Source organism: Winogradskyella pacifica (assembly GCF_003386275.1).
Classification (GTDB): domain Bacteria; phylum Bacteroidota; class Bacteroidia; order Flavobacteriales; family Flavobacteriaceae; genus Winogradskyella; species Winogradskyella pacifica.
The window spans coordinates 27,200-52,235 of record NZ_QREI01000011.1; the positions used below are offsets into that span (position 1 = coordinate 27,200).

Here is a 25,036-nt window from a genome sequence, read left to right on the forward strand (position 1 = left end):
CGAAACTTCCAGTTTCCTGTTGAGACGATTCATTTTATCTGTACGTCTAACCAACCAATCAAACCTTCCATTTCTGGAATTTTTAAAAGATCAATTTTAGTAAAACAAATTCAATCGCTTCATACAGGTTGCACTTACTTTACAGTAGTTGACAACCAGTGTTTTAAATAATATGGGACAACTAAATGTCCCAGATTACTGGTGAAAAATGTTCTTTACAGTCTTAGTCTGATCTTGCATACACTTCTTTTACAAAGTCAACACAATACGTTTAAAGCTTTCAAGTACAGTTTTGCACCTAAGGCCATTGTTGTATTGCTACACCAAGACCCTATTTTTTATGTTTTCAAAGAACTATCTTATTAATTATACTGCTAATTTACAACTGCTTTTTAGAGTATGAACTGCCCCAGATCAGTCTGAATAATATTTTTTTAAATAGAAACTGGAAGCCTAAACTTCCAGTTTCCTGTTGAGACGATTCATTTTATCTGTACGTCTAACCAACCAATCAAACCTTCCATTTCTGGAATTTTTAAAAGATCAATTTTAGTAAAACAAATTCAATCGCTTCCTACAGGTTGCACTTACTTTACAGTAGTTGACAACCAGTGTTTTAAATAATCTGGGACAACTAATGTCCCAGATTACTGGTGAAAAATGTTCTTTACAGTCTTAGTCTGATCTTGCATATACTTCTTTTACAAAGTCAACACAATACGTTTAAAGCTTTCAAGTACAGTTTTGCACCTAAGGCCATTGTTGTATTGCTACACCAAGACCCTATTTTTTATGTTTTCAAAGAACTATCTTATTAATTATACTGCTAATTTACAACTGCTTTTTAGAGTATGAACTGACCCAGATCAGTCTGAATAATTTTTATTAATTAATTTACAAAGTTGTACATAAGATTATTCACTTAAGCTCAACGTTATCAAAATGGCCTGGAAGAATTATTGAGAAATTTCGACATTACTAAACAAATATGTGCTCGAAAATAAGACCTTTTAATCGTTTGGGTAATTCTCCTCTTATATCATCCAGCTCTCCACTAGAAACATACCTTCTTAAAACTAAGAATGTTGAGTATATATAATCTTCGGCGATTTCATCTGACTCAAAATCATACAAAGATGTTTTACCATTAAAAGACCTAATGAGATCTATAAAACCTTCCACATCTTTTACTCTTTTTTTATTTGTTTTAATTGACCAGCCATTTACATAAACAGCTTTTAAAAACATAGGAAGTTGGGCTACAAGTTGTAAGGATTCTTCAACCGAAATTATAGAACGTAAGCCGTGTAAAATAGAACTAAGTACACGACCAGCTCTATCTGGGTCTTCAGAGAGGCATAGCTCTTTGGCATATTCTTTTAAAAACGTATTTCCTTCTGCTGCGTATTGATTAAAATTTAGTGACATAGTATTTGTTTTTAGGTTAAATGAATATTCTAATTAGCTATTTTTAAATCGTATTAAGTTTAATTATTTGAATAAATAGAATAATATAGTAATTTGAATTACTATCAAAGGAACCAAAACCTTTTCAATTTCAAAATGATACACGTCAGTAACTAATAACTTTATATATAAAAAATAAAGTCATTGGCTTTGTTAGCGACTTTCAAACTTTTTTCTGCTTTATTAATATTCTCAATACCTTGTAATAATGCATCTGGATTAAATGAAATGCTATCAATACCTTCATTAACTAAAAAAGCCGCAAATTCAGGGAAGTCACTTGGTGCTTGTCCGCATAATCCTATTTTAGTCTGTGTTTTTTTAGCCGATTGTATGGACATTTTAATCATCTGTTTTGCCGCCTTATCGTTTTCATCAAATAGTTTTCCCATTAATTCTGAATCTCTATCAATACCTAATGTAAGTTGTGTTAGATCGTTTGAACCAATAGAAAAACCATCAAATATCTCAGCAAATTTTTCAGCTAAAATTACATTGCTAGGAATTTCAATCATGGTATATATTTCCAATTCATTATCACCTTGCTTCAACCCATTTTCGGCCATTGTAGCTACTACTTTTTTACCTTCATCTAAAGTTCTGCAAAACGGAATCATTACTTTTAAATTTGTGAGTCCCATTTGTTCTCTTACTTTTTTAATAGCTTCACATTCTAATGCAAAACCTGATTTATATAAATCACTATAATAACGAGAAGCGCCTCTAAAGCCTAACATGGGGTTTTCTTCATGAGGTTCAAAATCTTTTCCTCCTATTAAATTGGCATATTCATTAGTTTTAAAATCACTTAAGCGCACAATCACTTCTTTTGGATAAAAAGCAGCTGCAATGGTTGCGATTCCTTGTGATAGTTTATCTACGAAATATTCTTTTTTGTCTTTATAAATCTCAGTGATTTTTGTAATTTCTTTTTTTAACGAGATATCTGTTAGTTGATCAAATTTTACTAATGCCATAGGATGAATCTTAACATTATGAGTTATAATGAACTCCATTCGTAATAATCCCACACCATCATTAGGATAAAAGGATAGGGGAAAGGCATTTTCAGGATCAGCGAGAATCATTTTTACCTCCGTTTTTGGCATTTTAATGTTTTGAAAATCTATCTCTTTTTCTTCAAAAGAGAGTTCTCCCTTATAAATATATCCCGTTTTTCCCTGAGCACAGGATATAGTAATTATAGTGCCGTCTATAATAGTCTGTGTGGCATCTCCACAGCCCACAATGGCAGGTACACCTAACTCTCGTGCGACGATGGCTGCATGACTAGTTCTACCTCCTTTGTTAGTTACAATACCAGAGACTTGCTTTAGTAGTGGATCCCAATCTGGCGTAATTGTGTCAGTAATTATTATTGTATTTGGTACCAAAGAACCGACGTTTTTAGGGGATTTTAAAAAACAAGCTTTTCCAACTTTAATTTTAGAGCCAATGGCATTTCCTTGGGATAGAATGGTCCCTTTTTCTAAGAGTTTGTATTCAATAAGACTATTTTTATTTCGAGTTTGGTGTACCGTTTCTGGACGTGCTTGAGTGATAAATAACTGATTTGTAATGCCATCTTTTGCCCATTCTATGTCCATAGGTTTTTGATAATGATCTTCTATCAATTTTGCCCAATTTGAAAGTTTTATAATTTCCTTATCGGTTAGTACAAATTGTTGTTGTTTATTTTTTGGTGTGTTTGAATTAACAATACTTTGCTCTTGCGTTTTATTTGCGTATATCATTGATAGTTTTTTGTCTCCCATTTTTTTCTGAATAATAGGATATTTACCTTGTTTCAAACTAGGTTTAAAGACATAAAATTCATCCGGATTTACAGTGCCTTGTACAATGTTTTCTCCCAATCCCCAAACACCAGATAATACAATAACATTCTCAAAACCAGACTCTGGTTCTATGGTGAAACCTACACCAGAACAGCCTTTATCTGAGCGTACCATAAGTTGCATACCAACAGATAAAGCAATAGTATGATGTTTAAAACCTTTGTCTTCACGATATTTTATAGCACGATTGGTATATAAGGATGCATAACATTTTTTTACAGCTTCTAGTAATTCATCCTCGCCTTTAATATTTAAATACGTTTCGTGCTGTCCTGCAAAACTAGCATCTGGAAGATCCTCAGCAGTGGCACTACTTCTAACTGCCACTTCTTTTAAGTCCTTGCCACATAAACTAGTATAAGATTTCTTTATGTCTTTGGAAAACGCAGATGAAAAAGTACCATTTAGAATATATTTTCGTGCTTGTTCTCCAATAGTTTCTAGATTGGAATAGTCTTTTCTATTAAGCTTTGTTAGCAATTGTTTTAGAGGTGTTTCAATTTTATTTTCTTTTAAAAACTCCCAAAAAGCATAGGATGTAGTAGCAAAGCCATTAGGTATAGAAACACCTTTTGAAGTTAACTTATTATACATTTCGCCTAAAGATGCGTTTTTACCTCCTACAGTACAAACATCTTTTATACCAATTTCACTGAATTTTTTAATACGAGATTCCATAGTTTCTTTAATATATTGGATTCATAATTCTTAAAAATAGTGGTTGTATCTATTTTATGAAATGACCCTCGTCACTCTAATAAAATTAAAAAAATGTGAGATTGACCTAGGTCATTTCTAGATAGTGCATCTCAAATTATTTTCGTGATAGTATTAACAATAAAAAAAACATAAGTTATGTCAGTATTAAAAGTAATTGAAGTCTTAGGAAACTCTACAGTGAGTTTTGATGATGCGGTTAAAAATGTAGTTACAGAAGCCTCAAAAAGTGTAAAAAATATTAAATCTGTTTATGTAAAAGATATGCAGGCTACGGTAAAAAACAATGCCGTTGTTCAATATCGGGTAACTACTAAAGTGTGTTTTGGAATAATGGATACAGAATAATTAGTATTAGTTAGGGTTGAAGAGGATTCCTGAAAGTGCGCAAAAGATTGAGGGTCTTTGCTTTTAGGAATCTCTTCTTTTATTATTTTATTAGATATAATAACTAAGAGGAAATGCTACAAATAATCTGCATCTATTTTTTCAATAAGATAATGGGCCTAAACTCCTGACAATTGTCAATAAAAATTAATTTTTTATCCAAAATCTGGGCAAACTCAGTTTTTGTTGGCGAAACCAAAATCTGTTCTCTTTCTCTTTTTTCAATTATTTTTACAGTAGTAATGGTTTCTAGTGCTGCAAGGTTTTCTGGATAATTTACTTTTGAAATGACAAGAGAGCCTTCTGGTTTTAAGCTCATAATTTTTACTTCCCAATGATTATCGCTTATTTGATTATTCAGAATTAAATGCCCTTTAAACTGTTTTAAAACATGTTTGGATATTCGATTTGAAAAAATCGTGTCTTTCAGATTTATTGTAGAATAAATAATTCCATTTTTTTCGATGGCAGGGAAAGATTGATTTACGTCCTTTATAACTAATTGTTCGTTCTCTATTTTAATATCTTCTGTAGCTTCTATTTCTTGTTGCGTAAATGTTACATCAAATAGTTTACTTTTATAAATAAAATTTTTATCAACACGCAAACTTACACTGTCATTTTCACACCAATAGATGCCTTGAAAATGTTTGGGAATTAATGTTAAGGGAGCAATGCCTTCAGGCTGAGGTTCAGAAAAAACCACAGGAGGCTCACATGACCAAAAGAAGGTTAAGCATACGGCAAATACTATAAATTTATACTGCTTCATTTTTTAATATCTAAAAAGCGCATTGATTTTTGAATTTGGATTAGGCATCTCTACTTTGTCTATCAAATAAACAGAACCACCATTTAAAAATGTTTTTATGGCTGCCAGATTCATCAATGAGATCGTTGTATCATTTTCTTCAGTTTCGGTAATAGTTATGATGTCGTTTTCTAATTTATATATCCCAAATATATCTTCTAAATTTTCACAGAATAATGTATCAACTTTTCCTTCAAAAGCACTAGGTAATATTATTTCTATTTCAATAGCTGTTTTTCCTGTGCCTTGTGCTTCTAAGAAACGTGTTATTTTATCTTTTCTTTCTTGGTCAAAAGTAGTGGATATAGCTTCCCAAGCTATCTCATGTATATCTAAAATATCTTTGGCTTTAAGATGATTATTGATGTTTTTGTTAGAGAAATTTGAGTATGTATTTACGCTTTTGTAAATATCAAAAAGATAGTCTTGAGATGCTACAACTAAGGGGATGTTTTCATCTTTTAAGATTGGTTTAAGACCATCATTAATAGCTCTGAAATATGTTTTGATTTCATTTTTTCTTTTTCCTGTAGCAGCTTCTTGCCCATAGAACATTGCTTGTCCTCTACCAGCTTGCAGTGTTCTAAATTGCAGATTTTTTTCTTCGTAATCATAACCAACAATGTCTTGTTGATTTTTAGGTATTAAATCATCGATAATAATTTCGGTAATACTATGCTGAGTACATTCATATAATTTAACCTTACCTAATTCTAATGTCATTAAATAAAAACGACCATCATCAACAAAAAGTGGCATCAAAGGTTTTAGGTAAAATGAATTTGAGATATAATTATAGGCTTCAAAATAAATAGGGAGTGTAAATTTTTGAAAATAATTTTCGGCTATATAAATAGCTAAACCATCGGATTGTTGCCTCCAAAACAAATTGTCATCTATTAATTTCTGAACTGGTGCCGTAATAGTATCAATAGTGGTTTTATGAATTCCTTTTTTTGCTAATTTTTTTTTTACATGTTGTAATTGTATTTTTAAGGATAAAGAATCCTCCTCTTGTAGTACTTCTTTTCCTAATCTGTGTGTAGGTATAAAAATTGAAATACAATTTTCTTGATGGATATGATGTAAGTTGGCTATTTCTTTTTTAGATAGTAAAGTCATGATATTTCGGATTTAATGAACCAAATTTGTATTAACTTGTTTACTAAGGTCGTAAAATAGCAAAACTTATAAAATGACCCACATCAGTAGCGCTGTATTATTAATGTTGTTTAAAAACATTAATTAATAAGTGTTTCTATTGTATTTATTGCTTTATCAATTGAATTAGCATTTTGCTCAAAATTTTTCCAAGGATCGTCTATTGTTTCTAATCGTTTAAAAATAGTATCCATAGTATAATATTGGGCATTTAGTGAGGCGTCATTTAATTCATTCCAATGTAAAGTTGTCGCTACAGGTGCATTTTCTATAGCCCTAATTGAATATGGAACAACACTAGTTTGTGCATAAGAATTTCTAAGAAAATCAATGTATAGTCTGCCTTCGCGTTTGTTTTTTCTAATTGCAGTCGTAAATTCTGTTGGGTTATTGTTACAAATATAATTTGCTACGGTTTTTGTGAAATTATGTATTACATCAAAGTTTTGATTTGGTTTTATTGGTATTACAATATGTAATCCTTCAGAACCAGAGGTCATTACATAAGTATTTAGCTCTAACTTTTCTTCTAAAAGAAAACGTAATGCTTTTGCAGCTTTAACAGCTAATTTAAAATTTCCTTTCGGCGGATCTAAATCAAAAACTAATTTATCTGGATGATTTATTTTTTCAACTTTACTTAAAGTAACATGAAAGGATAATACATTTTGATTTATAAGATAAAGCAAAGTCTCTTTAGAATTACAGACCACATGATTAACCCAACCATCCATTTTTTTGATTTTTACAATTGGAATCCATTTTGGAAAATAATCTGGGGCATTTTTTTGAAAAAAGCCTTCTTCACCTATACCTTTAGGGAATCGTTGCATGGTTAACGGACGGTCTTTTAAATAAGGAAGTATATAATTTGCAATATTATCATAATATAGAATCAAGTCATTTTTTGTAATTCCAGATTCTGGAAATAACACCTTATCTTTATGTGTGATTTTTATTTCTTGAGTGTTAATGTTCATCAGATTATATTTTATGTTAATTATGTATTGTTCTAGATATTAAAACAACCTTGATTCATGAGCTAAAATCAAGGTTGTTTTGATAAAATAAACTCATACAATAGTTTGTCTATGCATACTCTGTATAATATTGTACTTTAAGTTCATTTTTAACATCATAAACACCAGGTGCATTATAAGCAGCAGTTTCAGCATCTTCTTTTTCTTTAATAGAATGTACTTTTCCACGTAAAGTCACCGTATGACCATGAGTTTCTAGAATAATGCTATCTGCATCTAGAGTTGCCATTCGTTGAAATGCTTTTTTGATTTTATCTTTGACTTCTGAGGGTTTAATATTATTTTTTAATGAGATAGAATTACTCACACCCTTTACTCCTAATAAATTCTTAATAGCATTTTTTGCAGCATTTTTTTGGTAAGACCATTGTACTTCACCTGATAAATAGGCCCAACCATTTTCAACTTTTACTGTAATATCGTCTTCAGGAACTGAAGAATTCCATTCAAAAGCATCGACAATAGCTTTGGCTATCTCTTTGTCGGTTTTCTTAAAATCATTGCCATACTTAACCTCTATATCGAGAGCGACAGCTTTTACTCCTTCAACACTTTTTGCAGCTGTTTCTGCAGCTAGTTTTTTAGAGTAATTATTAACTACACCGCTAAGTGTTACTACTCCATTTTCGACAATGACTCCTATCTGAGTTTCATCGATATTAGGTTGCCACGCTAATTCGTCTAATACATCGTCTTTAATTTCTACATCTGTTTTCATTTTTTTAAGATTTTAATTAAACATTAACTAATCCCATTTTTACAATAAGATTGATCTTGTGATACAAATGTATTTAGATTGGAAGTGGTTGATAATGATCTAGATCAGTCTATGTGATTTTAACATTTTTGTTTCTTTGACTTAGCAATTTTTTGATGTTATAGCATTGCTTCTTGATACTTTTATTTAAAGTATATGCGTTAAAAACAATTTTTAGAAATATATTATAACTATAAAAAGAATGAGCATTTGCTAACAGCATGTAAAAAAACAATAACGAAAAAACTACTTTTTCCATTCCCAGAATAGAGAATTTGTGCTTTAATTGAAAAAGTACATTATTTTAGGAATTAGATTTAGTTGCTATAAATTCCTTTTTTCTCCATCCCACCATCTGCTTTTAGATGTCTTAATTTTAAGCGGAGCACCATATTTACTTTCTAATTTTATATTGATATAATTCATACCTTCTGAAACAGAATCTGTAACCAAAAACAAATCTAAATCGTTTTCTGAAATGGTTCCTAGCATTTGCATTACTTTTATTTGTTCTAATAATTTAGACCAATAATCTTTACCAAATAGTACTACTGGGAAATTGGATATTTTTTTGTTTTGAAGCAGTGTTAGTGTTTCAAAAAGTTCGTCCATAGTGCCAAAACCACCAGGAAACACAGCAAATGCATATGAGTATTTTAGTAGTAGTACTTTTCTAACATAAAAATGATTCATGGTAATATTAAAATCAAGATATGAATTGGGATGCTGTTCTTTTGGTAATTCAATATTACAACCAATAGACATCCCAAAAACGTCTTTTGCACCACGGTTAGCAGCTTCCATAATACCAGGTCCACCACCAGTCATAACCGTGAATCCTTTTTTAGAAATAAGTTGTGCAAGTGCTCTAGCTTGTTGGTAATATAAATTATTCTCTTCAAACCTTGCAGAGCCAAAAATGGTTATGCATGGTTCTAGAAAATGGAGTTTCCTAAAGCCATGAATAAACTCGGATACTATAGAAAGCAAGCTAATTAATTCTTTAATACGATTTCTTCTGCCACCTAGAAATTTTGCTTCACGATTATTATATTTCATAATTAATATATGGTTTTTTAAAAATAGGAAGCGTTCCTTAATCTTCAACTGATATTGGTCATTTCAGAAGTAGTTTTTTTGAGCTTACTTTGTTATATAAGTGTAATTAATTCATAAAAGAAAACATGTTAGGCTATTTAAATAATAAACAAATTGAACACGTATTGCAGAGTTTAATTATCGGTAGAATAGGTTGCCATGCGGATGATAGAACTTATGTAGTACCTGTAACTTATGCTTACGACGGAAAATATATTTATGGTCACACCAAAGAAGGCTTAAAGATTAGCATGATGCGAAAAAATCCTATGGTTTGTTTTGAAGTTGATGTGATGGAGAATATGAGCAATTGGAGAAGCGTTATTGCTTGGGGGAAATTTGAAGAATTAAAATCACCAGAGCAACGTAAAGAAGGCCTTAAAATATTAATGAATGCAGTAATGCCATTAATGACTGGTGAAACCACAATTAGTCATCCTATGAGTGACTCACACCAAAAAACTATTGAAGCTATGAAGGGTGTTGTGTATAGAATTGAACTAACCAATAAAACAGGACGGTACGAAAAAACGTAATTAACAAATTCTTATTATAATAAAGGTTAATATTTTGTTTAATAGATTATTTAATAGATTTTAAATTTACTCAAATCCGCAATTTAATATGAAGCGAGTTTGTAGAGCATTATTGTATATATGAGTTCGTTAGTAGTGAACGGTATTTTAATCATAATAACTGTTGAGAAAGAGAATAATACATATAAACAGATGAAAGTACTTATATTTAGTGCCAAAGATTTTGAAATTCCTTATTTAGAACAAGCAAATAGGGGAAAGCATAAATTCCTTTTTGTTAAAGAAGCTTTATCATCCCAAACAGCTATGAAGGTTATAGGATATGACGCCATATCTATATTCTCAGCAGATGAAGCATGTTTTAATACCATCGAAAAACTTAGGGATTTTGGCGTGAAATATATAGCACTTCGGTCTGTTGGTTTTGATAATGTAAATATAAAAACAGCAACTAGGTTATACATTAGAGTAGCAAATGTACCTGAATATTCACCTTATGCAATTGCAGAACATGCTGCAGGTTTATTATTAGCAGTAAATAGAAAATTAATTGAATCTAATCGAAGGGTAAAACACTTTAATTTTAATATCAATAATCTCGTTGGTTTTGATTTAAATAATAAAACAGTTGGTATTATTGGCACCGGAAAAATTGGAGCTGTAATGACCAAAATAATGCATGGATTTGGTTGTCATATTTTGGGTTATGATATTAAGCAAAATGTGGAATTAGTTACTAATTATAATTTGCGTTATACAACGCTTAAAAAATTATGCGAGCTAGCAGATATTATATCTATACATATGCCTTTAAATAGAGAAACTCATCAACTTATAAATGAAGATTTAATTTCTGAAATGAAACAAGGGGTTGTCATTATAAATACTGCTAGAGGTGCAGTTATTAATACAAAAGATGTTATTGAAGGCATTAAAAATGGAAAAATTGGCGCTTTAGGTATGGATGTGTTTGAAAACGAAAAAGGAATTTTTTTTAGTGATCATTCTCTTAATATTCCTGATGATAATTTATTATTGGCCCTAAATGCCAAACCCAACGTGTTAATTACAGGGCATCATGCTTTTTTAACAGATGAAGCTTTAACTAATATAGCAGAAACTACAATCTATAATTTAGACTGTTGGGAAGCAGGAAAAGAAACAGAAAATGAATTAACTAAAATTGATAACACAACACAAACTTTATAAAATTAGATTTTTAATATATTACTGTTGAATTATAATCTAAAGCCACGACTTCTAAATTTAACCAATTAAAATCACCTTCTTTAAATTTCCAAGTTACATTAGATTTATATGGGATTTTTATATCGTGAAAGACCTTATAAGCTTCCAATGTAATTTGCCATTTTTCTAATTTAGAATTTTCACTACCACCATAATAACGTTTTGCCTCAAATGTTATTAAATCTCCTTTGTCATTAAAAGTAAAGATACCTGAAACTGATTGATCTTTATAAATAAAGGTTGCTTTAGCAGCATTAAAATTTATGATTTCCCAACTTAAATAATTGCTTAATGCAGCAGAAGGAAACCAACATATTTCAGCCAAATATCTATGCATTGCGCTAGAATCTATTTTAGGATTATCTGATGCGTTTACCAAAGGAAGAAGTCCTGCAAGTTTAATAAGCATTTCTCCTTTACCATCTTTCAATTTGTCTCTACCATGTATGTTGATTAATGGTAATGCAGCAACTTTTGTTTGCCATATAAATGAAGGATTCTCAACATTAAAGTATTGTGTAGCTTCAAATGGCATCCATTTGCTATTTGGTTTAGTTCGCATGTTTCCTATTTGTTTTAATCTTACAGATTGTACTATTGGGTTTCCTATAGAACCAGAATTAATAATCCATTTCTGAACAATCTGCGGTAAATGCACAATATCATTTTCCGAAATTATCGGAAGATTTTTAGTTTTTATATTCTGAAGTATTTGTTTTGATTCTTTTTCAACTAGTGCATCAAATCTATCCGAAGCAAAAGCCGAAATACTCACTAGTAAAATAACAATATTGGTAATGGTACCAAACTTAGCATCGCTCCAAGCTAGAATAATAAGAATTTGAGATGCTAGGACAGCAATAAGCCCTAAATAAAACCACTTTTTACCAGTTTGAACTTGTATTGAGACAACTATAAACATAATAAAAGTGACTAACCATATAGAGCCAATAGGTTTTGAAACTCCTACTAGTTGTTTACTGATGTCTGTTTCAAAAAAAGCTTTCACATAGCCTATTAAGTGAATAAGACCATGGATTATTAAAATAAAACTGAAGGCAGATTTCATTTGTTTAGATTTACTATTGTTTCAATTGTCATATTTAATGATTATTGATAATCATTTACATGAGAGATTATACAACTAACAGATTTTTTTAGTATTACTAACTCAAAAGAAACCTTTTTAATACTGAATAATTACTATATTGTATAGCATTAGTTTGTTGGGATAGTTTTGTGTTTTTTTAGTATTAGAACAATAACTCAATTTTATAAAAGAAAAATTGTACAAAATATAAGTATGATTACTGCAATATAAAGTTTAGTATAGATTTTCATAATAGCACATTTTATATAACCTAAAGTTAATTATTAAAGCATTTTGTTAGAATGATGCAGGTCAGTTGAACTCAATGAATCCATTTTTTTTTAGAATATTTAATAGTCTATAAGTTATAGAAGGTGTATTTACATTTTGTTGTACTTGCTAAATAGTAGGTTCTTCTCAAAATGTACGATTAGGCAATCTTAAATTCTAGTTATTAGATATCTTATATCTCAACTTTAATAAGGTTTGAACATGTATTATTACGATAAGGATCTCTTAAGGTTTGGTTTTTAGTTCTATAAATGTAATTTCTGGACGCATACCAATTCTGGCCGGAAAACCTAACCAACCCAAACCTCTATTTACATACAGATATTGGGCATTGTGTTTGTACAAACCAGCCCAATGTTTAAACTTGTATTTTATAGGACTCCATTGCAAATTTTTATATTGAAAAGCGGCCTGCATGCCGTGCGTATGACCTGCAAGTGTTAAAGTGATATCTGTATTGTCTATCACTTCTTCTGGCCAATGTGTTGGGTCGTGAGATAATAGAATTTTAAACGGAACGTGTTGCACTTTAGTAATTGCTTTTTCTAAATCTGCATATTGTCTAATTGGTGGTTCTCCCCAATTTTCTACTCCAATTATTGCTATTTCTTCGCTGTTTTTTGAAATAATTTCGGCTTCGTTCAATAATAATTTAAAATCAATAGTTTTGTAAAATTGCTGAATAGCTTCAAAATTTTCTTGTTTTGCTTCTAAAGATTCCCATAGACTATAATCTCCATAATCGTGGTTACCTAAAATAGCATATTTTCCATTTTTTGATTCTAATTGTTTAAAAACTTTACCCCAACCACGTAATTCCCATTCAAAATTATTTACTAAATCTCCTGTAATAAAAATATAATCTGGTTTTAAATGGTTAATTTTTTCAATAGCAGATTCTAGTTTTTTATATCTATAATTAAAACTACCTAAATGCAAATCGGATAGCTGAACAATCTTTAAACCATCAAAAGGTTTTGGTAATAGCTTAGTTCTAATTATATGATGATGAACTTTAAATCTATATTTAGCTTTTAAAATACCATACAGAATCACAAAAAAAGGAAGAAACCCAGAAAAGAGTCCAACAATGGGCACTACAATTAGTGACTTACTTTCTGAAAACATGAAATTTGTAAAATACAATATAGAGATAATAATTACGAAGATAAGTTTGGGTACAAATGACAATATGGCAAGACCATAAAACCTAGAGATTAGTAATTGTTTTCTAATAGGACTTATATCATCTAAAATAACTTTAAATACTAAGATGGATGCTATTAAGCCAACTGTAAATATCCAGAACAAAACATGGATACTTATGCTAAAAAAAGCAGAGTCTATAAGATTAGTTATAGATTTAAGCCAATAAAAAGCAGTGATATCTACCAATAAAATAGCGCAACACAATAAAAAAATTGTAAAAAGAGAAACTGTTCTCATGTGTTTGATTATTGTTTTTCACTCGGACTATTTTTTTTTAATCTTCTTTTATCTCTTAAAGCCCAATAAATACCTTTAACATCAGAGGCCCAATTATTATACATAAAAATCAATGCAATTTCTTCAAATGTTTCTAAAAGTCCAATCCCTATCATAATATAAAACAAGGTATATTCAGGTTGAAAGAACAAAGAAAAAAGAATAAATATACTTTGCATAACAGCAGAAAATTTTGCTAAATAGGTGTGAAATGCAGTAGCCTTTCCATATTTTATATAAGCAATAAACATTTGTATAACGTAAGGTGTAAAAGCAATACCAATTAAAATAAGATTGGTTTTTATAAAATTAGTTTCAAAGACATACAGACCAATTAACCCTACAATTAATGTTATTTGGTCTCCAAAGGAATCTAATTGTGAGCCTCTAGAACTAGTGATTTTTAATTTTCTGGCTAAAAAACCGTCTATAGCATCAGTGCAATAGCTAACTAGTAACAACCATGTGAAAATTAATCTAAAATCTAACCAAATTAAAAGCAACAAAAAAGGTGATGCAAAAATGCGATAAAACGAAAACCAATCAGCAATATTATAATTTTTCAATGTCAACATATATTTTTTTAATAGGCACTTAACAATCATTTGCTTGGACATAACAATAAGTTTAGAAATATTTAGCCTAAAGGGATGATTTTTTAACCATTGTAGTTTCTATTTTAATTGTAACCTAATAGTATTAGGAGCAAATATTGAAGCGTTTAAATAACTCTATAATTCTATGTTTAAAAGGCTAATTTTGATTGTAGCAAAATGTATTCGTTTAAATTTACGGCATCAATTGCACCAATAAGTTTACCATTCTCCATTACTGGAAATAATTCTTGTTTATCATTATAAATAAGTTGATATACCTTTTTAATACTATCTGTACCTTTTATGGTTTTGAAATTTACATCCATTATTTCTCCAACCAAAACCATTTTATTAGAGTTTTCAATAATTGTTTTATGATGTAAAATACCTATAATGGTTTGGTCTTCAACAACAATAAAATTAGTTTCGGTGCCAGAAATTATTTTATTTACAACAAGGTCTATAGAGTCTTGAGGTTTAAAAGTTGTGATATTAAGTAGCATAGCTTCTTCTACCGTGTGACCATCAAGTAAAGCCATTTGTTGCACCATCAGGTTTTCTCCAAAAGCTCCCAAAAAGATAAATAAGGCTATAAATACTAAAAACGGATTGTAAAGCAGACCAATTAAAAAGAATAGAACTGCTATTATAAGTCCGAGATTAGATGCAATTTTTGTAGCCTTAACACGACCTATTTTTATAGCTAATAGTGCTCTGAGGATTCGACCTCCATCCATAGGAAATGCAGGAATACTATTAAACACCACTAAACCAACGTTAGCAATAAATAAAAAAAACAAAAAACTCTGTACGTTATAACGTACTAAGACTTCAAAAGTTTCGGTAAAGTTTAATTGCATAAAATCTTTAACAGGCACAATAAAAAATAATATAATAGCAATAATGACATTGATTAGTGGGCCAGCTATAGCAATTAAAAGCTCTTGTTTTGGTGATCCAGGAAGCTTTTCAAAACTTGCCATTCCTCCAATGGGAAGTAGCGTTATTTTCTCAGTTTTAATATTATAATGGTTTGCCATAAAAGCATGACCTAATTCATGCAACACAACACATAAAAAAATAGCTAAAACAAAAGTTATATTAAATAAAATGCTTTCTAGATTGCCTCCTTGTGTTAGTTCGGCGAAAATAACCCATGCCATGAGTAGAAAAAATGTCCAATGGACTCTAATCTTAATGCCTGAAACTTGACCTAAATTTAATTTCGCTTTCATTTTAGTATTATTCTTTAATTTTGATGATGTTCCATAAGTTTTTCTTGTTTTTAACTGCGTATAGTTCTTCTGAAATTCTTTTTGAAGTGATTTGAGGAACTGTTCTTAAAAAGTCCTTATCCATAATTACGTTAACCCCATCTTGATTGAGGTAATATGTAATATTTCCTTGAGTATCAATAAGTACTTCATAATATCTATAGTTAACGATATCCTTATCTAAAGCTGTGTTTTTGGCAATGACTTTTCTAATTACTTTTAAGGCAATGGCGATACCGTCCTTAAAGTCGGTGCTATTTAAAAATTGTGGTTCAATAACTGTATTTCCAGATTTATCAATAAAACCAAAATATGAGATACCGGCTTTGACCTTTACTATTGGACATCTGTCGTCATTGAACATCGGATAATCTCCATCTTCCATACTTGTTATAGCCAAATCGGTTCTGAAATTTATAATTTGTTGACCCTCTTTATTGATAAATGCCCATTTCCCATCTTTTTGAATAGCTGCAACATCATTGTGAATTGGTGAAATAAAATCAACATTATTTACAGATTGTGCTATTGCCAAAACTGGAAAGGTAATAGAGGTTATAAATAATATTACGGCCTTTTTCATATTGTTTTTATTTATAGTTAATAATTCAAAGTTAATATTGAACATATTAGTATGAAATGATTTAGGTCAGACTAAAGCTGATTTCTAATTTTTTATATTAAAATTTATAAATTTAGTTCGGATAAGATAGGGCAGTGGTCTCATCCGTAATTTTTAGACCTTAGGTCTATAGATTTTATATTTTAGCTAATGCTTTCTTCTTTAGCTTTAATGATGATTACTCAGCTCTTTTATAACCATATTTTTTGTTATTTAAAGTATTGAGGTCCAAAGAATATCTGTTTTTAGATGGCGAATTAACAAATTGTTCGAAATACACAAAAATTCAAGAGCTATAAACACTTCTTTGTCTTGTACGCTTGTTTGCTGAATACATATAATATGTGGATTCATTTATGTTCTAGGCAGTTATCGTTATTTTTAGTGATCTACTCTTAATTCGTTTTGTATAGCATAAACAGCTAGTGTCTTAAAAGCTACTTTTTCGGCTTCCTTTTTTTCTGTGACAGATTTTACATTGCCTGCTAACTTTACAGCATGTCTTGTGGTATCTACAGTAATACCTAATGCATCAACTAATGCAGATCGTTTGAAGGCTTTAGTAATTTTTTCTTTAATATCTTCTGGTTGAAGAGCAAATTGGTTTAAGGTGATGTTGTCGGTTACTCCTTTTACAACTGATAAATTTTCTACAATTTGTCTTACAGCATCTTTTTAGTAAGCCCATTCTAACTCACCAAGAAGCGTAATCCAACCGTTATCAACTTCAACAATAACTTTGTGTTAGGTACTGAGGCATTCCATTTCATGGCGTTTATTGCAGCATTTGCTATTTCTGTATCGGTTTTATTAATATTGGACAAATAACCAATTTTAATGCCTTCGGCTATGGCTTTTACGCCTTCTATTTTTTCTACAATTTGTACGACTGCAATTTTTAAAGCGTAAGAAAAAAACTATCCTGTAGGTGTAACAATACCGTCTTTGACCACCACACCAATTTGGAGTTCATTAATATTAGGTTGAAATGCTAGTTCATCTAATATGTCTTGCTTTATTTGTACATCTGTTCTCATTGTATAATTTATATTAGTTATTCACATTGTCTTTGAATAAATCTTTCAAAGCTTGATTTAATGTTTTCATATCGTGGTCAAATTCCCGTTCAAATTCCTTTTCTCTGTTTTTTGCCTTTTCATTAAATTCTATCCTATTTTCTTTGAATTTTTCAGTTCTTATAACAAGCTTGTCTTTTAAAACAATATATCTTTGTTCTAATTCTTCAAGTTTTTGAGTGAGCCTCTCACGTTCTTTTTTATTGTCCTTAGAAATTTTTTCTCGTAATCTTTTTATCTCTTCTCCTGTCTTTTCGATGGCTTTTTCTGAACTTACCTTAAACTTATCCCATTCTTGTATAACAGCTATTTTAATTTCTTCTGCTGTATCAATGGCTCCTCTCGTTAAATCTTTATTAAGTTCTATTACATCTTCTTTAACTTCGGTGGCATCTTGTTTAGATTTTTCACCACAGCTTGTTAATAGGATTGCTGCCATAAATATTGTTGTAATTAAGGATACTATTTTAATCTTCATAATTTCTATATTTAAAATGTTACCAATATTAATACTTCATTTTATTTTTCTTGCTACATATACTTGCTTATCAATCGAAAAAAATCCTTTTTTAATTCACCATATATATATCTTTGTGTTTCCATTTTATTTCTAAATTCAATGTGTTTTTTTACAAAAGAATAGTTGAGTACGTCTTCATCTTTTTTGTAGTGTGCACTCATATTAACTTCGTGCATGGTAATATCTTCTTGCAATTTGTCTATAACTGTGCCATGCAGTATAAACTGATTTTGATAATGATCTAATTGCGCCAGAATGTTTTTATCTGTCCATTTTGTTACTAACTCACCTAATCTATTGTTGAATGATTTAAGTTCGTCTTCCCAAAAAGTAAGTTCTCTTTGCCATAACTTATGTTCAAAATGTAAATCTGTATTATAAATAACTTGTGTTTCCATGATATGATTGATTATGTAATTTTTAATTTTGATGTTTTGAATAGCATATTATTTTCTTTCCGTTTTCCTAATATTTTTTCTAAATCGTCTTTGTCTGCTACTTCTTTTACTAATAACAGTTGCGCCAATTCTTGTAATTCATTCTTGTGCGTTGTTAAAATCTCTTTAACTCTTTTATACTGTGTTGTTATTAGATTTTGTACTTCAGTGTCAATTAGTTTTCCCAAATTTTCACTATAGGGTTTTCCTAAAATTCTATCGTAAAGTCCTGTAGAATCATAAAAACTGATAGGTCCAACTTCTTCGTCAAGTCCAAAATATGCCACCATGTTATAGGCTTGTTTTGTTACTTTTTCTAAATCATCTAATGCACCAGAAGAAATTTCATGAAAAATAATTTCTTCTGCTGCTCGTCCACCTAATGCTGCGCACATCTGATCCATAAATTGGGATTTGGTTACAATTTGCCGTTCTTCTGGTAAATACCATGCAGCGCCTAAAGATTTCCCTCTAGGAATAATGGATACTTTAACTAAAGCCTCAACATGTTTTAAATACCAACTAGCAACTGCATGGCCAGCTTCATGATGTGCTACAATTTCTTTTTCTTTAGCAGAAATTATTTTACTTTTCCGTTCTAAACCACCAACAATACGATCTCTAGCTTGGTTAAAATCTTCCTGATCAACCTTTTTCTTCTTCTTTCTGGCAGCAATTAATGCGGCTTCATTACAAATATTTGCAATATCAGCTCCTGAAAATCCTGGAGTTAATGAGGCTAACAATGCTACATCAACATTGTCTTCTTTTTTAATGGGTTTGAGATGGACATTAAAAATTTCAAACCGTTCTTCTTTTGTGGGTAATTCTAGATAGATATGCCTGTCAAATCTTCCGGCTCTAAGCAAAGCTTTGTCTAAAATATCAGCTCTGTTGGTAGCTGCTAAAACAATAACACCTGTATTAGTACCAAATCCATCTAATTCTGCTAATAATTGGTTTAGCGTGTTTTCTCTTTCGTCGTTAGATTGAAAGGCGTTTATTTTATCTCTAGATCGTCCAACGGCATCTATTTCATCTATAAACACAATACTTGGGGCTTTTTCTTTAGCTTGCTTAAAGAGGTCTCTAACTCTTGATGCGCCTACACCAACAAACATTTCTACAAACTCTGATCCAGACATAGAAAAAAAAGGAACTCTAGCTTCTCCTGCAATTGCTCTTGCCAATAGGGTTTTTCCTGTTCCTGGTGGTCCTACTAATAATATTCCTTTGGGTATTTTGGCACCAAGTTTGGTGTAGTTTTCAGGATTTTTTAGAAAATCTAAAATTTCCATCATTTCAATTTTAGCTTCTTTCAAACCTGCAACATCTTGAAATGTTACTTTGCTTTTTTTATCTATATTAGATAATTTTGCGGTTGATTTTCCAAAATTGAACATCTTTCCACCCACACCACCAGATCCCATTCGTTTTATTATTAGTAACCAGAAAACTAAAATTAAAGCAAATGGTAAAATCCATAAAAATGTATCTAACCAGTTTAGTCTTGATTCATATTTAATTTCAATTTTCTCTTCTGATGTATAATGTTGCTGGGCATTTTCAAGCTTGTTTTCAAAACTTTCTACGGCGCCTATTTGTATGTAATATTGAGGTCTGGTTTCTCCTGTTATTATATTTTTAGAAATTGATTTGTCTTCATCGTCTTCTAGTTTCACTTGTTTTATATAAATTTCAGCAATCTCTTTATTAAGAATTACAATTTTTTCAACATCTTGTTCTTTTAAAATGTTTTGTTCAAATTGTAACCAGCTAATCTCTTTGGCGGTAGAAGTTGAGTTAAAAAAAAATGTGGTAATTATAAAAAGTAGAAGCAAGGCGTAAATCCAATAAGGATTAAACCTCTTTGGTAATTTGTTATTCTTATCACTATTTTTATTGGTTGCCATTAGGACTTTAATTATTTAGAAATAAAATGTTTTTAGCGCTGTACTGTTTTTAGATTTATGTATTACTGTTCTAAAACAATAAATTGCTCTAATGCTTCCATAGCTTGGCATCCATACACAAGAGCTGGACCCCCACCCATAAGTATAGCAACGCTTATAGTTTCCATAATTTCTTCAGAGCTAGCACCTGCTTTTAACGCATCGTGTACATGAAAAGCTATACAGCCATCGCAACGTACAGTAATAGCAATACCTAGCGCAATAAGTTCTTTTGTTTTAGAAGGTAAAATACCGTCTGAAATACTGGCTTTATGCAGTTCATTAAACCCTTTCATTGTTTCAGGCAGCTTAGTCGCCAATTCACTCATTAATTTGGTGAGATTGTTATAGTTTTTTGAATAATCTTTTATCATAACTCAAATTTTTAATGACTACGTTTTGTTTTTATCAAAGCTATTTTAAAACAATTACTCTCAAAATGACGCAGGTCATTTGGGATGTCTTGTTTGTTTGATTCCTTTATAATAATTTATAAATATTACGGTTATGAAAAAAAGAAATTATATAGCGCTATTACTCATATTAATGAGTGCCTTGATTTTAGAAACCTGTGGTCCTGTCGTTCTATCTTCGCGATCTGAGTCTCCACCACCTTGGTTTTACCCAAATAGAGTAGAGATGGTTAGGTATGTGTACTTCCCAGAATATTCAATCTATTACGATTTAACCCTTAGTAATTATCTATATCTAAACAATGGAGTATGGATGCGTGTAAAAGTACTGCCACCTCGATATCATAATATAAATCTAAATCGAAGTAAATATGCACGTGTAAAAGGTTATAGAGGTGATAATATTAGAACATATCACAATGAGAATAATGTGCGGAGTAATACAAGAACTTCAAGACGAACTAATACCGCAAGGACAAGACGAAATTAATTATAAACTTTTTAATTATGAAAAACTTGATTTATTTATTATTCGTATTATCTATAATAGGCTGTAACAGCCAAGAAAATAAGGAAAAAGAAACGCAACAATCAAATAAACAAGAGCAAGACACTATTAAGCCTAAAGAAACGTGGGGTGTTAAAAAACAATATGATGAGTTTGGAAATCTTATAAAGTATGATTCTATATATTCTTACTCTTATTCAAATATTAAGGGTGATTCTTTGCAAGTAAATTTAGACAGCATCATGGATTCTTTTAAAAATTATGTTAATAAAAATACATCTTTTAATTGGAAAGATAATTTTTCTTTTTTTCCTGAAAATGATTCCCTTTTTATGGATGATTTTTTTAAGGAAGATTATTTTTTTAAAACTTGGCAAAATCAGAATACGGAATTGGATAAAATGATAAAGAAGTTAGATTCTTCTCGAAATGATTTTATAAGACAATTTTATCCAGGATTGTATGAGTCTAAAGATAAATCTTATATGTAGAAAGTCTTATGATTCACTTTACGTGATTAAAAGTATAATGAAACCTTTGCATTAAAATTAAGGCAACAAAAATCAATATTGCCAATATTGTTCTTGAATGGATTTAATAGTGCCAATATGCACTATTAAGTCTTGTTGTAACCAATTAATATGATTTTTAAATACGGTAGAATTATATTTATTATATTATAAAAATGTAATTTGCAGAATCCTTTATCTTTATAACTAAAACTATTTCATGGCAAAAAGAAAAACGTCATCGCCAAAAGCTACAACGAAAAAAGTGGCATCAATAAAAAAGACAATACTTAAAAAAGAGGATGGGTTTCTTATTGTTGGTATTGGTGCATCTGCTGGTGGTTTAGAAGCGTTTAAAACTTTTTTTTCAGAATTACCTGATGCACCAGGAATGGCATTTGTAATTGTGCAACACTTAGATCCTACACATAAAAGCCTAATGGTGGACTTGCTTAAAAAGTACACTAAAATACAAATAAGTGAAGTAAAAGATCATACAGAAGTCTTAAAAGATCATGTTTATATTATTCCACCAAATAAAGACATGGCTATATTTAATGGCATTCTTCACTTATTGGAGCCTTCTTTACCTAGAGGATTTAGAAAACCAATTGATTTTTTTCAACGTTCATTAGCAAATGATCAAGGTGTACGTGCTGTTGGTATTATATTGTCTGGTACAGGTACAGAAGGCACTATGGGGCTTAAAGATATTAAAGGGCATGGAGGTCTAACTATAGTGCAAGATCCTGAAAATGCCCAATATGATGGAATGCCTCGTAGTGCTATAAATGCTGGTGTGCAAGATTTTATATTACCAATAAAAGAAATACCAAAACTGCTCATTAAATATTCTAAAAATCGAAATTTAAAACCTATAGAAAAACCAGTAGAAATCATTAAAACCAAAGATCAATTAGAAAAAATTTTCATTCTCTTACGTAATGAAACGGGATGTAATTTTGGTGATTATAAAGATAGTACAGTGATACGTCGCGTTGAAAAACGAATGGCTATTAACCAAATTACTAAGCTAGATGATTATATAAAGTATCTTCAAAAAAATACTGAAGAGATAATAAAATTATTTAATGAACTACTTATTGGAGTGACCAGTTTTTTTAGAGATAAAGAACCTTTCGAGATTTTAGAAAAAGAGGTCGTACCAAAAATTATCGAAAACAAATCTAATGGCGATACTATAAGAATATGGATTCCTGGATGTTCTACAGGTGAAGAAGCTTATTCTACTGCTATTATTTTTGACGAAGTCATTTCTAAACAAAAAAAGAATATAAAAGTACAGATTTTCGCATCAGATATAGACGAAAGGGCTATAGCTATTGCTCGTTTAGGTGTTTATCCAGAGACCATTGTTACTGATGTGGGCAAAGATCGATTACATTCTTATTTTCATGTTGAAGGACAAAGCTACCGTATTAAAAAAGAAATACGAGACCAAATAGTCTTTGCAGAACATAATCTAATGAAGGATCCACCATTCTCAAAATTAGATATGATTAGTTGTAGAAATCTATTGATTTATTTAAATATTGAAGCACAGAAAAAGGTATTCTCTATTTTTCATTATGCTTTAATAAATGAAGGTGTTTTATTTTTAGGAAGTTCAGAGTCTCTTGGAGAATATGCCGATGCATTTGAAGTCATTGATCGCAAAAATAAATTTTTTAAACGAAAAAACCTTCAATCTGATAAAATGCCGCAATTAGGATTTAACTTTCAAGATCAATTACCAACTATAAAAACGGCATCAGTCCCAATACTTAAAAAAGTTCAGCAAGATAATTTGGCTATAATAACAGAACGCCTTTTACTTTCAAATTATGCTCCTGCTTGTGCAATTATTGATAATAAAGGGGATGCTGTTTATTTTTCGGGTAACACTGGGAAATATTTGCAACCATCTCCAGGTGAAGCCAGTTTGAATATTGTTGATATGGCAAGAGATGGTCTTAAAACTAAATTACGAACTATTATTTTGAAAGCTCGAAAAAGTCAAAAAATTGAAGTTTCTGCCAACATAAAAGTAAAAACAAATGGTTACTATCAAACCATTAAGCTTATCTCAAGACCATTAAGTCAATCTTTAAATGATAATGGCTATCTCATGATTATTTTTGAAGATATCGATACAATTACCGAAAATTCTGCTAATGACAAAAAGGAAGAAATCGAAAATGTTTCAGAAGTAAATGCATTACAACAAGAACTTGATACCACTAAAGAATTCCTAAGATCTACCATAGAACAATTAGAAGTTGCTAATGAGGAGTTAAAATCGTCAAATGAAGAACTACAATCTAGTAATGAAGAATTACAAAGCACTAATGAAGAATTAGAAACCTCAAAAGAAGAACTACAAAGTGTAAATGAGGAAATTGTTACTGTAAATACAGAATTACAAGGTAAGATAGATGAATTAGCTCAGTCTTATGACGATATGAATAATTTATTGGCGAGTATAGAAATAGGAACTATTTTTCTGGATGATAAATTGACAATTAAGCGTTTTACACCATCTATGTCTAAAATTATTAATTTAATTCAAAATGACATAGGACGTCCTGTAGAGCATTTATCTTCTAATCTTGATTATGATACTCTTGTGGCTGATGTTAAAAATGTACTAGAAAAACTTACACCGTTTACCACATCTGTAAAAAGTCATGATGGTGTTTGGTATCAAATGCAAATTATGCCGTATAGAACGGCGCAGAACGTAATAGAAGGAGTTGTTATTACTTTTGTTGATATAACAAAAGAAAAAACATTGGCGGATGAGCTGAATAAAATTAAAGAAAACTATGAATTTTTGTTAGAATCTACCAAGACTGTTGTATACACACAAGATAAAAATCTTTGTTATACTAGTATTGCTAATATGTATCCAGATGTGAAATACAGAAATTTTAAAGGAAAAACGGATTCAGATTTTTTTTCAGAAAAAGACACCAAGAAACTTGAGGAAATAAAGAAAAAAGTTCTGGATACAGGCCATCCAATGCGGCTAACAGTTTCCATAGAATTGGGAGGAAGTATAAAACGCCATGATTTAACGGTTAGACCTTTGTATGATAAGGATAAGATTAATGGCATAGCTTGTATTTCGACCGATGTTACAGAATTAAGTGAAGTTCAAAAAAAATCATCCGAAAAGAAATAAT

Annotated in this window: 25 protein-coding genes; 6 read left to right on the forward strand and 19 right to left on the reverse strand. The window is 30.4% G+C overall.

The features are described 5' to 3' along the window. Nucleotides 1–978: 978 nt before the first annotated feature. Complete coding sequence (locus DFQ09_RS17515) at nucleotides 979–1,428, reverse strand: DUF2267 domain-containing protein (protein ID WP_115812711.1); 450 nt, start codon at nucleotides 1,426–1,428, stop codon at nucleotides 979–981. Nucleotides 1,429–1,589: 161 nt separating this feature from the next. Beyond that, nucleotides 1,590–4,001, reverse strand: a complete 2,412-nt coding sequence (gene ppsA, locus DFQ09_RS17520; protein WP_115812713.1) for a phosphoenolpyruvate synthase — start codon at nucleotides 3,999–4,001, stop codon at nucleotides 1,590–1,592. A 177-nt stretch (nucleotides 4,002–4,178) separates the two neighbouring features. Between ppsA and DFQ09_RS17525 the strand changes: the two genes are divergently transcribed. Next, nucleotides 4,179–4,388: a dodecin family protein gene (locus DFQ09_RS17525; protein ID WP_092470113.1), complete on the forward strand. Its 210-nt coding sequence runs from the start codon at nucleotides 4,179–4,181 to the stop codon at nucleotides 4,386–4,388. Nucleotides 4,389–4,521: 133 nt separating this feature from the next. On the opposite strand, the gene DFQ09_RS17530 is transcribed toward DFQ09_RS17525, so the two are convergent. The 5 genes from DFQ09_RS17530 to DFQ09_RS17550 all read right to left on the reverse strand — a co-directional run bounded on the left by DFQ09_RS17530 (nucleotide 4,522) and on the right by DFQ09_RS17550 (nucleotide 9,255). Further along, nucleotides 4,522–5,199 (reverse strand): hypothetical protein, encoded by a 678-nt coding sequence (locus DFQ09_RS17530; RefSeq protein ID WP_115812715.1) that lies wholly within the window; start codon nucleotides 5,197–5,199, stop codon nucleotides 4,522–4,524. A 3-nt stretch (nucleotides 5,200–5,202) separates the two neighbouring features. Next, the gene (locus DFQ09_RS17535) at nucleotides 5,203–6,360 is read right to left on the reverse strand and encodes a baeRF7 domain-containing protein (RefSeq protein WP_115812717.1); all 1,158 of its coding nucleotides are present in this window, start codon (nucleotides 6,358–6,360) and stop codon (nucleotides 5,203–5,205) included. Nucleotides 6,361–6,479: 119 nt separating this feature from the next. Beyond that, complete coding sequence (gene ligD / locus DFQ09_RS17540) at nucleotides 6,480–7,379, reverse strand: non-homologous end-joining DNA ligase (RefSeq protein WP_115812719.1); 900 nt, start codon at nucleotides 7,377–7,379, stop codon at nucleotides 6,480–6,482. A gap of 109 nt (nucleotides 7,380–7,488) precedes the next feature. Then, entirely contained in the window at nucleotides 7,489–8,157 is a 669-nt protein-coding gene (locus tag DFQ09_RS17545; protein WP_115812721.1) for a BON domain-containing protein, read from the reverse strand. A 363-nt stretch (nucleotides 8,158–8,520) separates the two neighbouring features. After that, on the reverse strand, nucleotides 8,521–9,255 hold the full coding sequence (locus DFQ09_RS17550) for an LOG family protein (RefSeq protein ID WP_115812723.1): 735 nt from the start codon (nucleotides 9,253–9,255) through the stop codon (nucleotides 8,521–8,523). 125 nt (nucleotides 9,256–9,380) lie between these two features. On the opposite strand from DFQ09_RS17550, the gene DFQ09_RS17555 reads away from it, so the two are divergent. Further along, complete coding sequence (locus DFQ09_RS17555; RefSeq protein ID WP_115812725.1) at nucleotides 9,381–9,830, forward strand: pyridoxamine 5'-phosphate oxidase family protein; 450 nt, start codon at nucleotides 9,381–9,383, stop codon at nucleotides 9,828–9,830. Nucleotides 9,831–10,022: 192 nt separating this feature from the next. Continuing rightward, nucleotides 10,023–11,039, forward strand: a complete 1,017-nt coding sequence (locus DFQ09_RS17560; RefSeq protein WP_115812922.1) for a 2-hydroxyacid dehydrogenase — start codon at nucleotides 10,023–10,025, stop codon at nucleotides 11,037–11,039. A 10-nt stretch (nucleotides 11,040–11,049) separates the two neighbouring features. Here DFQ09_RS17560 and DFQ09_RS17565 read toward each other — a convergent pair whose 3' ends face one another. The 12 genes from DFQ09_RS17565 to DFQ09_RS17615 form a co-directional block, all read right to left on the reverse strand. After that, nucleotides 11,050–12,147, reverse strand: coding sequence for a DUF6544 family protein (locus DFQ09_RS17565; RefSeq protein ID WP_115812727.1), 1,098 nt, complete (start codon nucleotides 12,145–12,147; stop codon nucleotides 11,050–11,052). 537 nt (nucleotides 12,148–12,684) lie between these two features. Then, entirely contained in the window at nucleotides 12,685–13,905 is a 1,221-nt protein-coding gene (locus DFQ09_RS17570) for a metallophosphoesterase (RefSeq protein WP_115812729.1), read from the reverse strand. 8 nt (nucleotides 13,906–13,913) lie between these two features. Then, nucleotides 13,914–14,519 carry a CDP-alcohol phosphatidyltransferase family protein gene (locus DFQ09_RS17575; RefSeq protein WP_115812731.1) on the reverse strand — a complete coding sequence of 202 codons (606 nt, stop codon included), beginning with the start codon at nucleotides 14,517–14,519 and terminating at the stop codon, nucleotides 13,914–13,916. A gap of 170 nt (nucleotides 14,520–14,689) precedes the next feature. Further along, nucleotides 14,690–15,775, reverse strand: coding sequence for a site-2 protease family protein (locus DFQ09_RS17580; RefSeq protein WP_115812733.1), 1,086 nt, complete (start codon nucleotides 15,773–15,775; stop codon nucleotides 14,690–14,692). A 7-nt stretch (nucleotides 15,776–15,782) separates the two neighbouring features. Further along, a complete protein-coding gene (locus DFQ09_RS17585; RefSeq protein WP_115812735.1) occupies nucleotides 15,783–16,397 on the reverse strand; it encodes a WG repeat-containing protein in 615 nt (204 codons plus the stop codon). Between the two features lie 420 nt (nucleotides 16,398–16,817). Beyond that, nucleotides 16,818–17,093 carry a BON domain-containing protein gene (locus DFQ09_RS19200; protein ID WP_115812924.1) on the reverse strand — a complete coding sequence of 92 codons (276 nt, stop codon included), beginning with the start codon at nucleotides 17,091–17,093 and terminating at the stop codon, nucleotides 16,818–16,820. 32 nt (nucleotides 17,094–17,125) lie between these two features. Then, nucleotides 17,126–17,260, reverse strand: coding sequence for a hypothetical protein (locus tag DFQ09_RS19125; protein ID WP_262511099.1), 135 nt, complete (start codon nucleotides 17,258–17,260; stop codon nucleotides 17,126–17,128). A gap of 93 nt (nucleotides 17,261–17,353) precedes the next feature. Next, nucleotides 17,354–17,473, reverse strand: a complete 120-nt coding sequence (locus tag DFQ09_RS17595; protein ID WP_115812737.1) for a BON domain-containing protein — start codon at nucleotides 17,471–17,473, stop codon at nucleotides 17,354–17,356. Nucleotides 17,474–17,486: 13 nt separating this feature from the next. Continuing rightward, nucleotides 17,487–17,990, reverse strand: a complete 504-nt coding sequence (locus tag DFQ09_RS17600; RefSeq protein ID WP_115812739.1) for a hypothetical protein — start codon at nucleotides 17,988–17,990, stop codon at nucleotides 17,487–17,489. A gap of 53 nt (nucleotides 17,991–18,043) precedes the next feature. Further along, entirely contained in the window at nucleotides 18,044–18,430 is a 387-nt protein-coding gene (locus DFQ09_RS17605; protein WP_115812741.1) for a hypothetical protein, read from the reverse strand. 11 nt (nucleotides 18,431–18,441) lie between these two features. Further along, complete coding sequence (gene ftsH, locus DFQ09_RS17610) at nucleotides 18,442–20,382, reverse strand: ATP-dependent zinc metalloprotease FtsH (protein WP_115812743.1); 1,941 nt, start codon at nucleotides 20,380–20,382, stop codon at nucleotides 18,442–18,444. Nucleotides 20,383–20,444: 62 nt separating this feature from the next. Next, entirely contained in the window at nucleotides 20,445–20,795 is a 351-nt protein-coding gene (locus tag DFQ09_RS17615) for a carboxymuconolactone decarboxylase family protein (RefSeq protein WP_115812745.1), read from the reverse strand. 133 nt (nucleotides 20,796–20,928) lie between these two features. Between DFQ09_RS17615 and DFQ09_RS17620 the strand changes: the two genes are divergently transcribed. The 3 genes from DFQ09_RS17620 (at nucleotide 20,929) to DFQ09_RS17630 (ending at nucleotide 25,035) form a co-directional block, all read left to right on the forward strand. Further along, nucleotides 20,929–21,324 (forward strand): hypothetical protein, encoded by a 396-nt coding sequence (locus DFQ09_RS17620; RefSeq protein ID WP_115812747.1) that lies wholly within the window; start codon nucleotides 20,929–20,931, stop codon nucleotides 21,322–21,324. A 17-nt stretch (nucleotides 21,325–21,341) separates the two neighbouring features. Next, nucleotides 21,342–21,833, forward strand: coding sequence for a hypothetical protein (locus tag DFQ09_RS17625; RefSeq protein ID WP_115812749.1), 492 nt, complete (start codon nucleotides 21,342–21,344; stop codon nucleotides 21,831–21,833). Between the two features lie 238 nt (nucleotides 21,834–22,071). Then, nucleotides 22,072–25,035 (forward strand): CheR family methyltransferase, encoded by a 2,964-nt coding sequence (locus tag DFQ09_RS17630; protein WP_115812751.1) that lies wholly within the window; start codon nucleotides 22,072–22,074, stop codon nucleotides 25,033–25,035. The last annotated feature ends 1 nt before the right edge of the window (nucleotide 25,036 follow it).

Bases quoted from the DNA above. Each gene is read 5' to 3' on its own strand.
- DFQ09_RS17515 (WP_115812711.1), bottom strand. From the start codon at position 1,428: ATGTCACTAAATTTTAATCAATACGCAGCAGAAGGAAATACGTTTTTA.
- ppsA (WP_115812713.1), bottom strand. From the start codon at position 4,001: ATGGAATCTCGTATTAAAAAATTCAGTGAAATTGGTATAAAAGATGTT.
- DFQ09_RS17525 (WP_092470113.1), top strand. From the start codon at position 4,179: ATGTCAGTATTAAAAGTAATTGAAGTCTTAGGAAACTCTACAGTGAGT.
- DFQ09_RS17530 (WP_115812715.1), bottom strand. From the start codon at position 5,199: ATGAAGCAGTATAAATTTATAGTATTTGCCGTATGCTTAACCTTCTTT.
- DFQ09_RS17535 (WP_115812717.1), bottom strand. From the start codon at position 6,360: ATGACTTTACTATCTAAAAAAGAAATAGCCAACTTACATCATATCCAT.
- ligD (WP_115812719.1), bottom strand. From the start codon at position 7,379: ATGAACATTAACACTCAAGAAATAAAAATCACACATAAAGATAAGGTG.
- DFQ09_RS17545 (WP_115812721.1), bottom strand. From the start codon at position 8,157: ATGAAAACAGATGTAGAAATTAAAGACGATGTATTAGACGAATTAGCG.
- DFQ09_RS17550 (WP_115812723.1), bottom strand. From the start codon at position 9,255: ATGAAATATAATAATCGTGAAGCAAAATTTCTAGGTGGCAGAAGAAAT.
- DFQ09_RS17555 (WP_115812725.1), top strand. From the start codon at position 9,381: ATGTTAGGCTATTTAAATAATAAACAAATTGAACACGTATTGCAGAGT.
- DFQ09_RS17560 (WP_115812922.1), top strand. From the start codon at position 10,023: ATGAAAGTACTTATATTTAGTGCCAAAGATTTTGAAATTCCTTATTTA.
- DFQ09_RS17565 (WP_115812727.1), bottom strand. From the start codon at position 12,147: ATGAAATCTGCCTTCAGTTTTATTTTAATAATCCATGGTCTTATTCAC.
- DFQ09_RS17570 (WP_115812729.1), bottom strand. From the start codon at position 13,905: ATGAGAACAGTTTCTCTTTTTACAATTTTTTTATTGTGTTGCGCTATT.
- DFQ09_RS17575 (WP_115812731.1), bottom strand. From the start codon at position 14,519: ATGTTGACATTGAAAAATTATAATATTGCTGATTGGTTTTCGTTTTAT.
- DFQ09_RS17580 (WP_115812733.1), bottom strand. From the start codon at position 15,775: ATGAAAGCGAAATTAAATTTAGGTCAAGTTTCAGGCATTAAGATTAGA.
- DFQ09_RS17585 (WP_115812735.1), bottom strand. From the start codon at position 16,397: ATGAAAAAGGCCGTAATATTATTTATAACCTCTATTACCTTTCCAGTT.
- DFQ09_RS17595 (WP_115812737.1), bottom strand. From the start codon at position 17,473: ATGAGAACAGATGTACAAATAAAGCAAGACATATTAGATGAACTAGCA.
- DFQ09_RS17600 (WP_115812739.1), bottom strand. From the start codon at position 17,990: ATGAAGATTAAAATAGTATCCTTAATTACAACAATATTTATGGCAGCA.
- DFQ09_RS17605 (WP_115812741.1), bottom strand. From the start codon at position 18,430: ATGGAAACACAAGTTATTTATAATACAGATTTACATTTTGAACATAAG.
- ftsH (WP_115812743.1), bottom strand. From the start codon at position 20,382: ATGGCAACCAATAAAAATAGTGATAAGAATAACAAATTACCAAAGAGG.
- DFQ09_RS17615 (WP_115812745.1), bottom strand. From the start codon at position 20,795: ATGATAAAAGATTATTCAAAAAACTATAACAATCTCACCAAATTAATG.
- DFQ09_RS17620 (WP_115812747.1), top strand. From the start codon at position 20,929: ATGAAAAAAAGAAATTATATAGCGCTATTACTCATATTAATGAGTGCC.
- DFQ09_RS17625 (WP_115812749.1), top strand. From the start codon at position 21,342: ATGAAAAACTTGATTTATTTATTATTCGTATTATCTATAATAGGCTGT.
- DFQ09_RS17630 (WP_115812751.1), top strand. From the start codon at position 22,072: ATGGCAAAAAGAAAAACGTCATCGCCAAAAGCTACAACGAAAAAAGTG.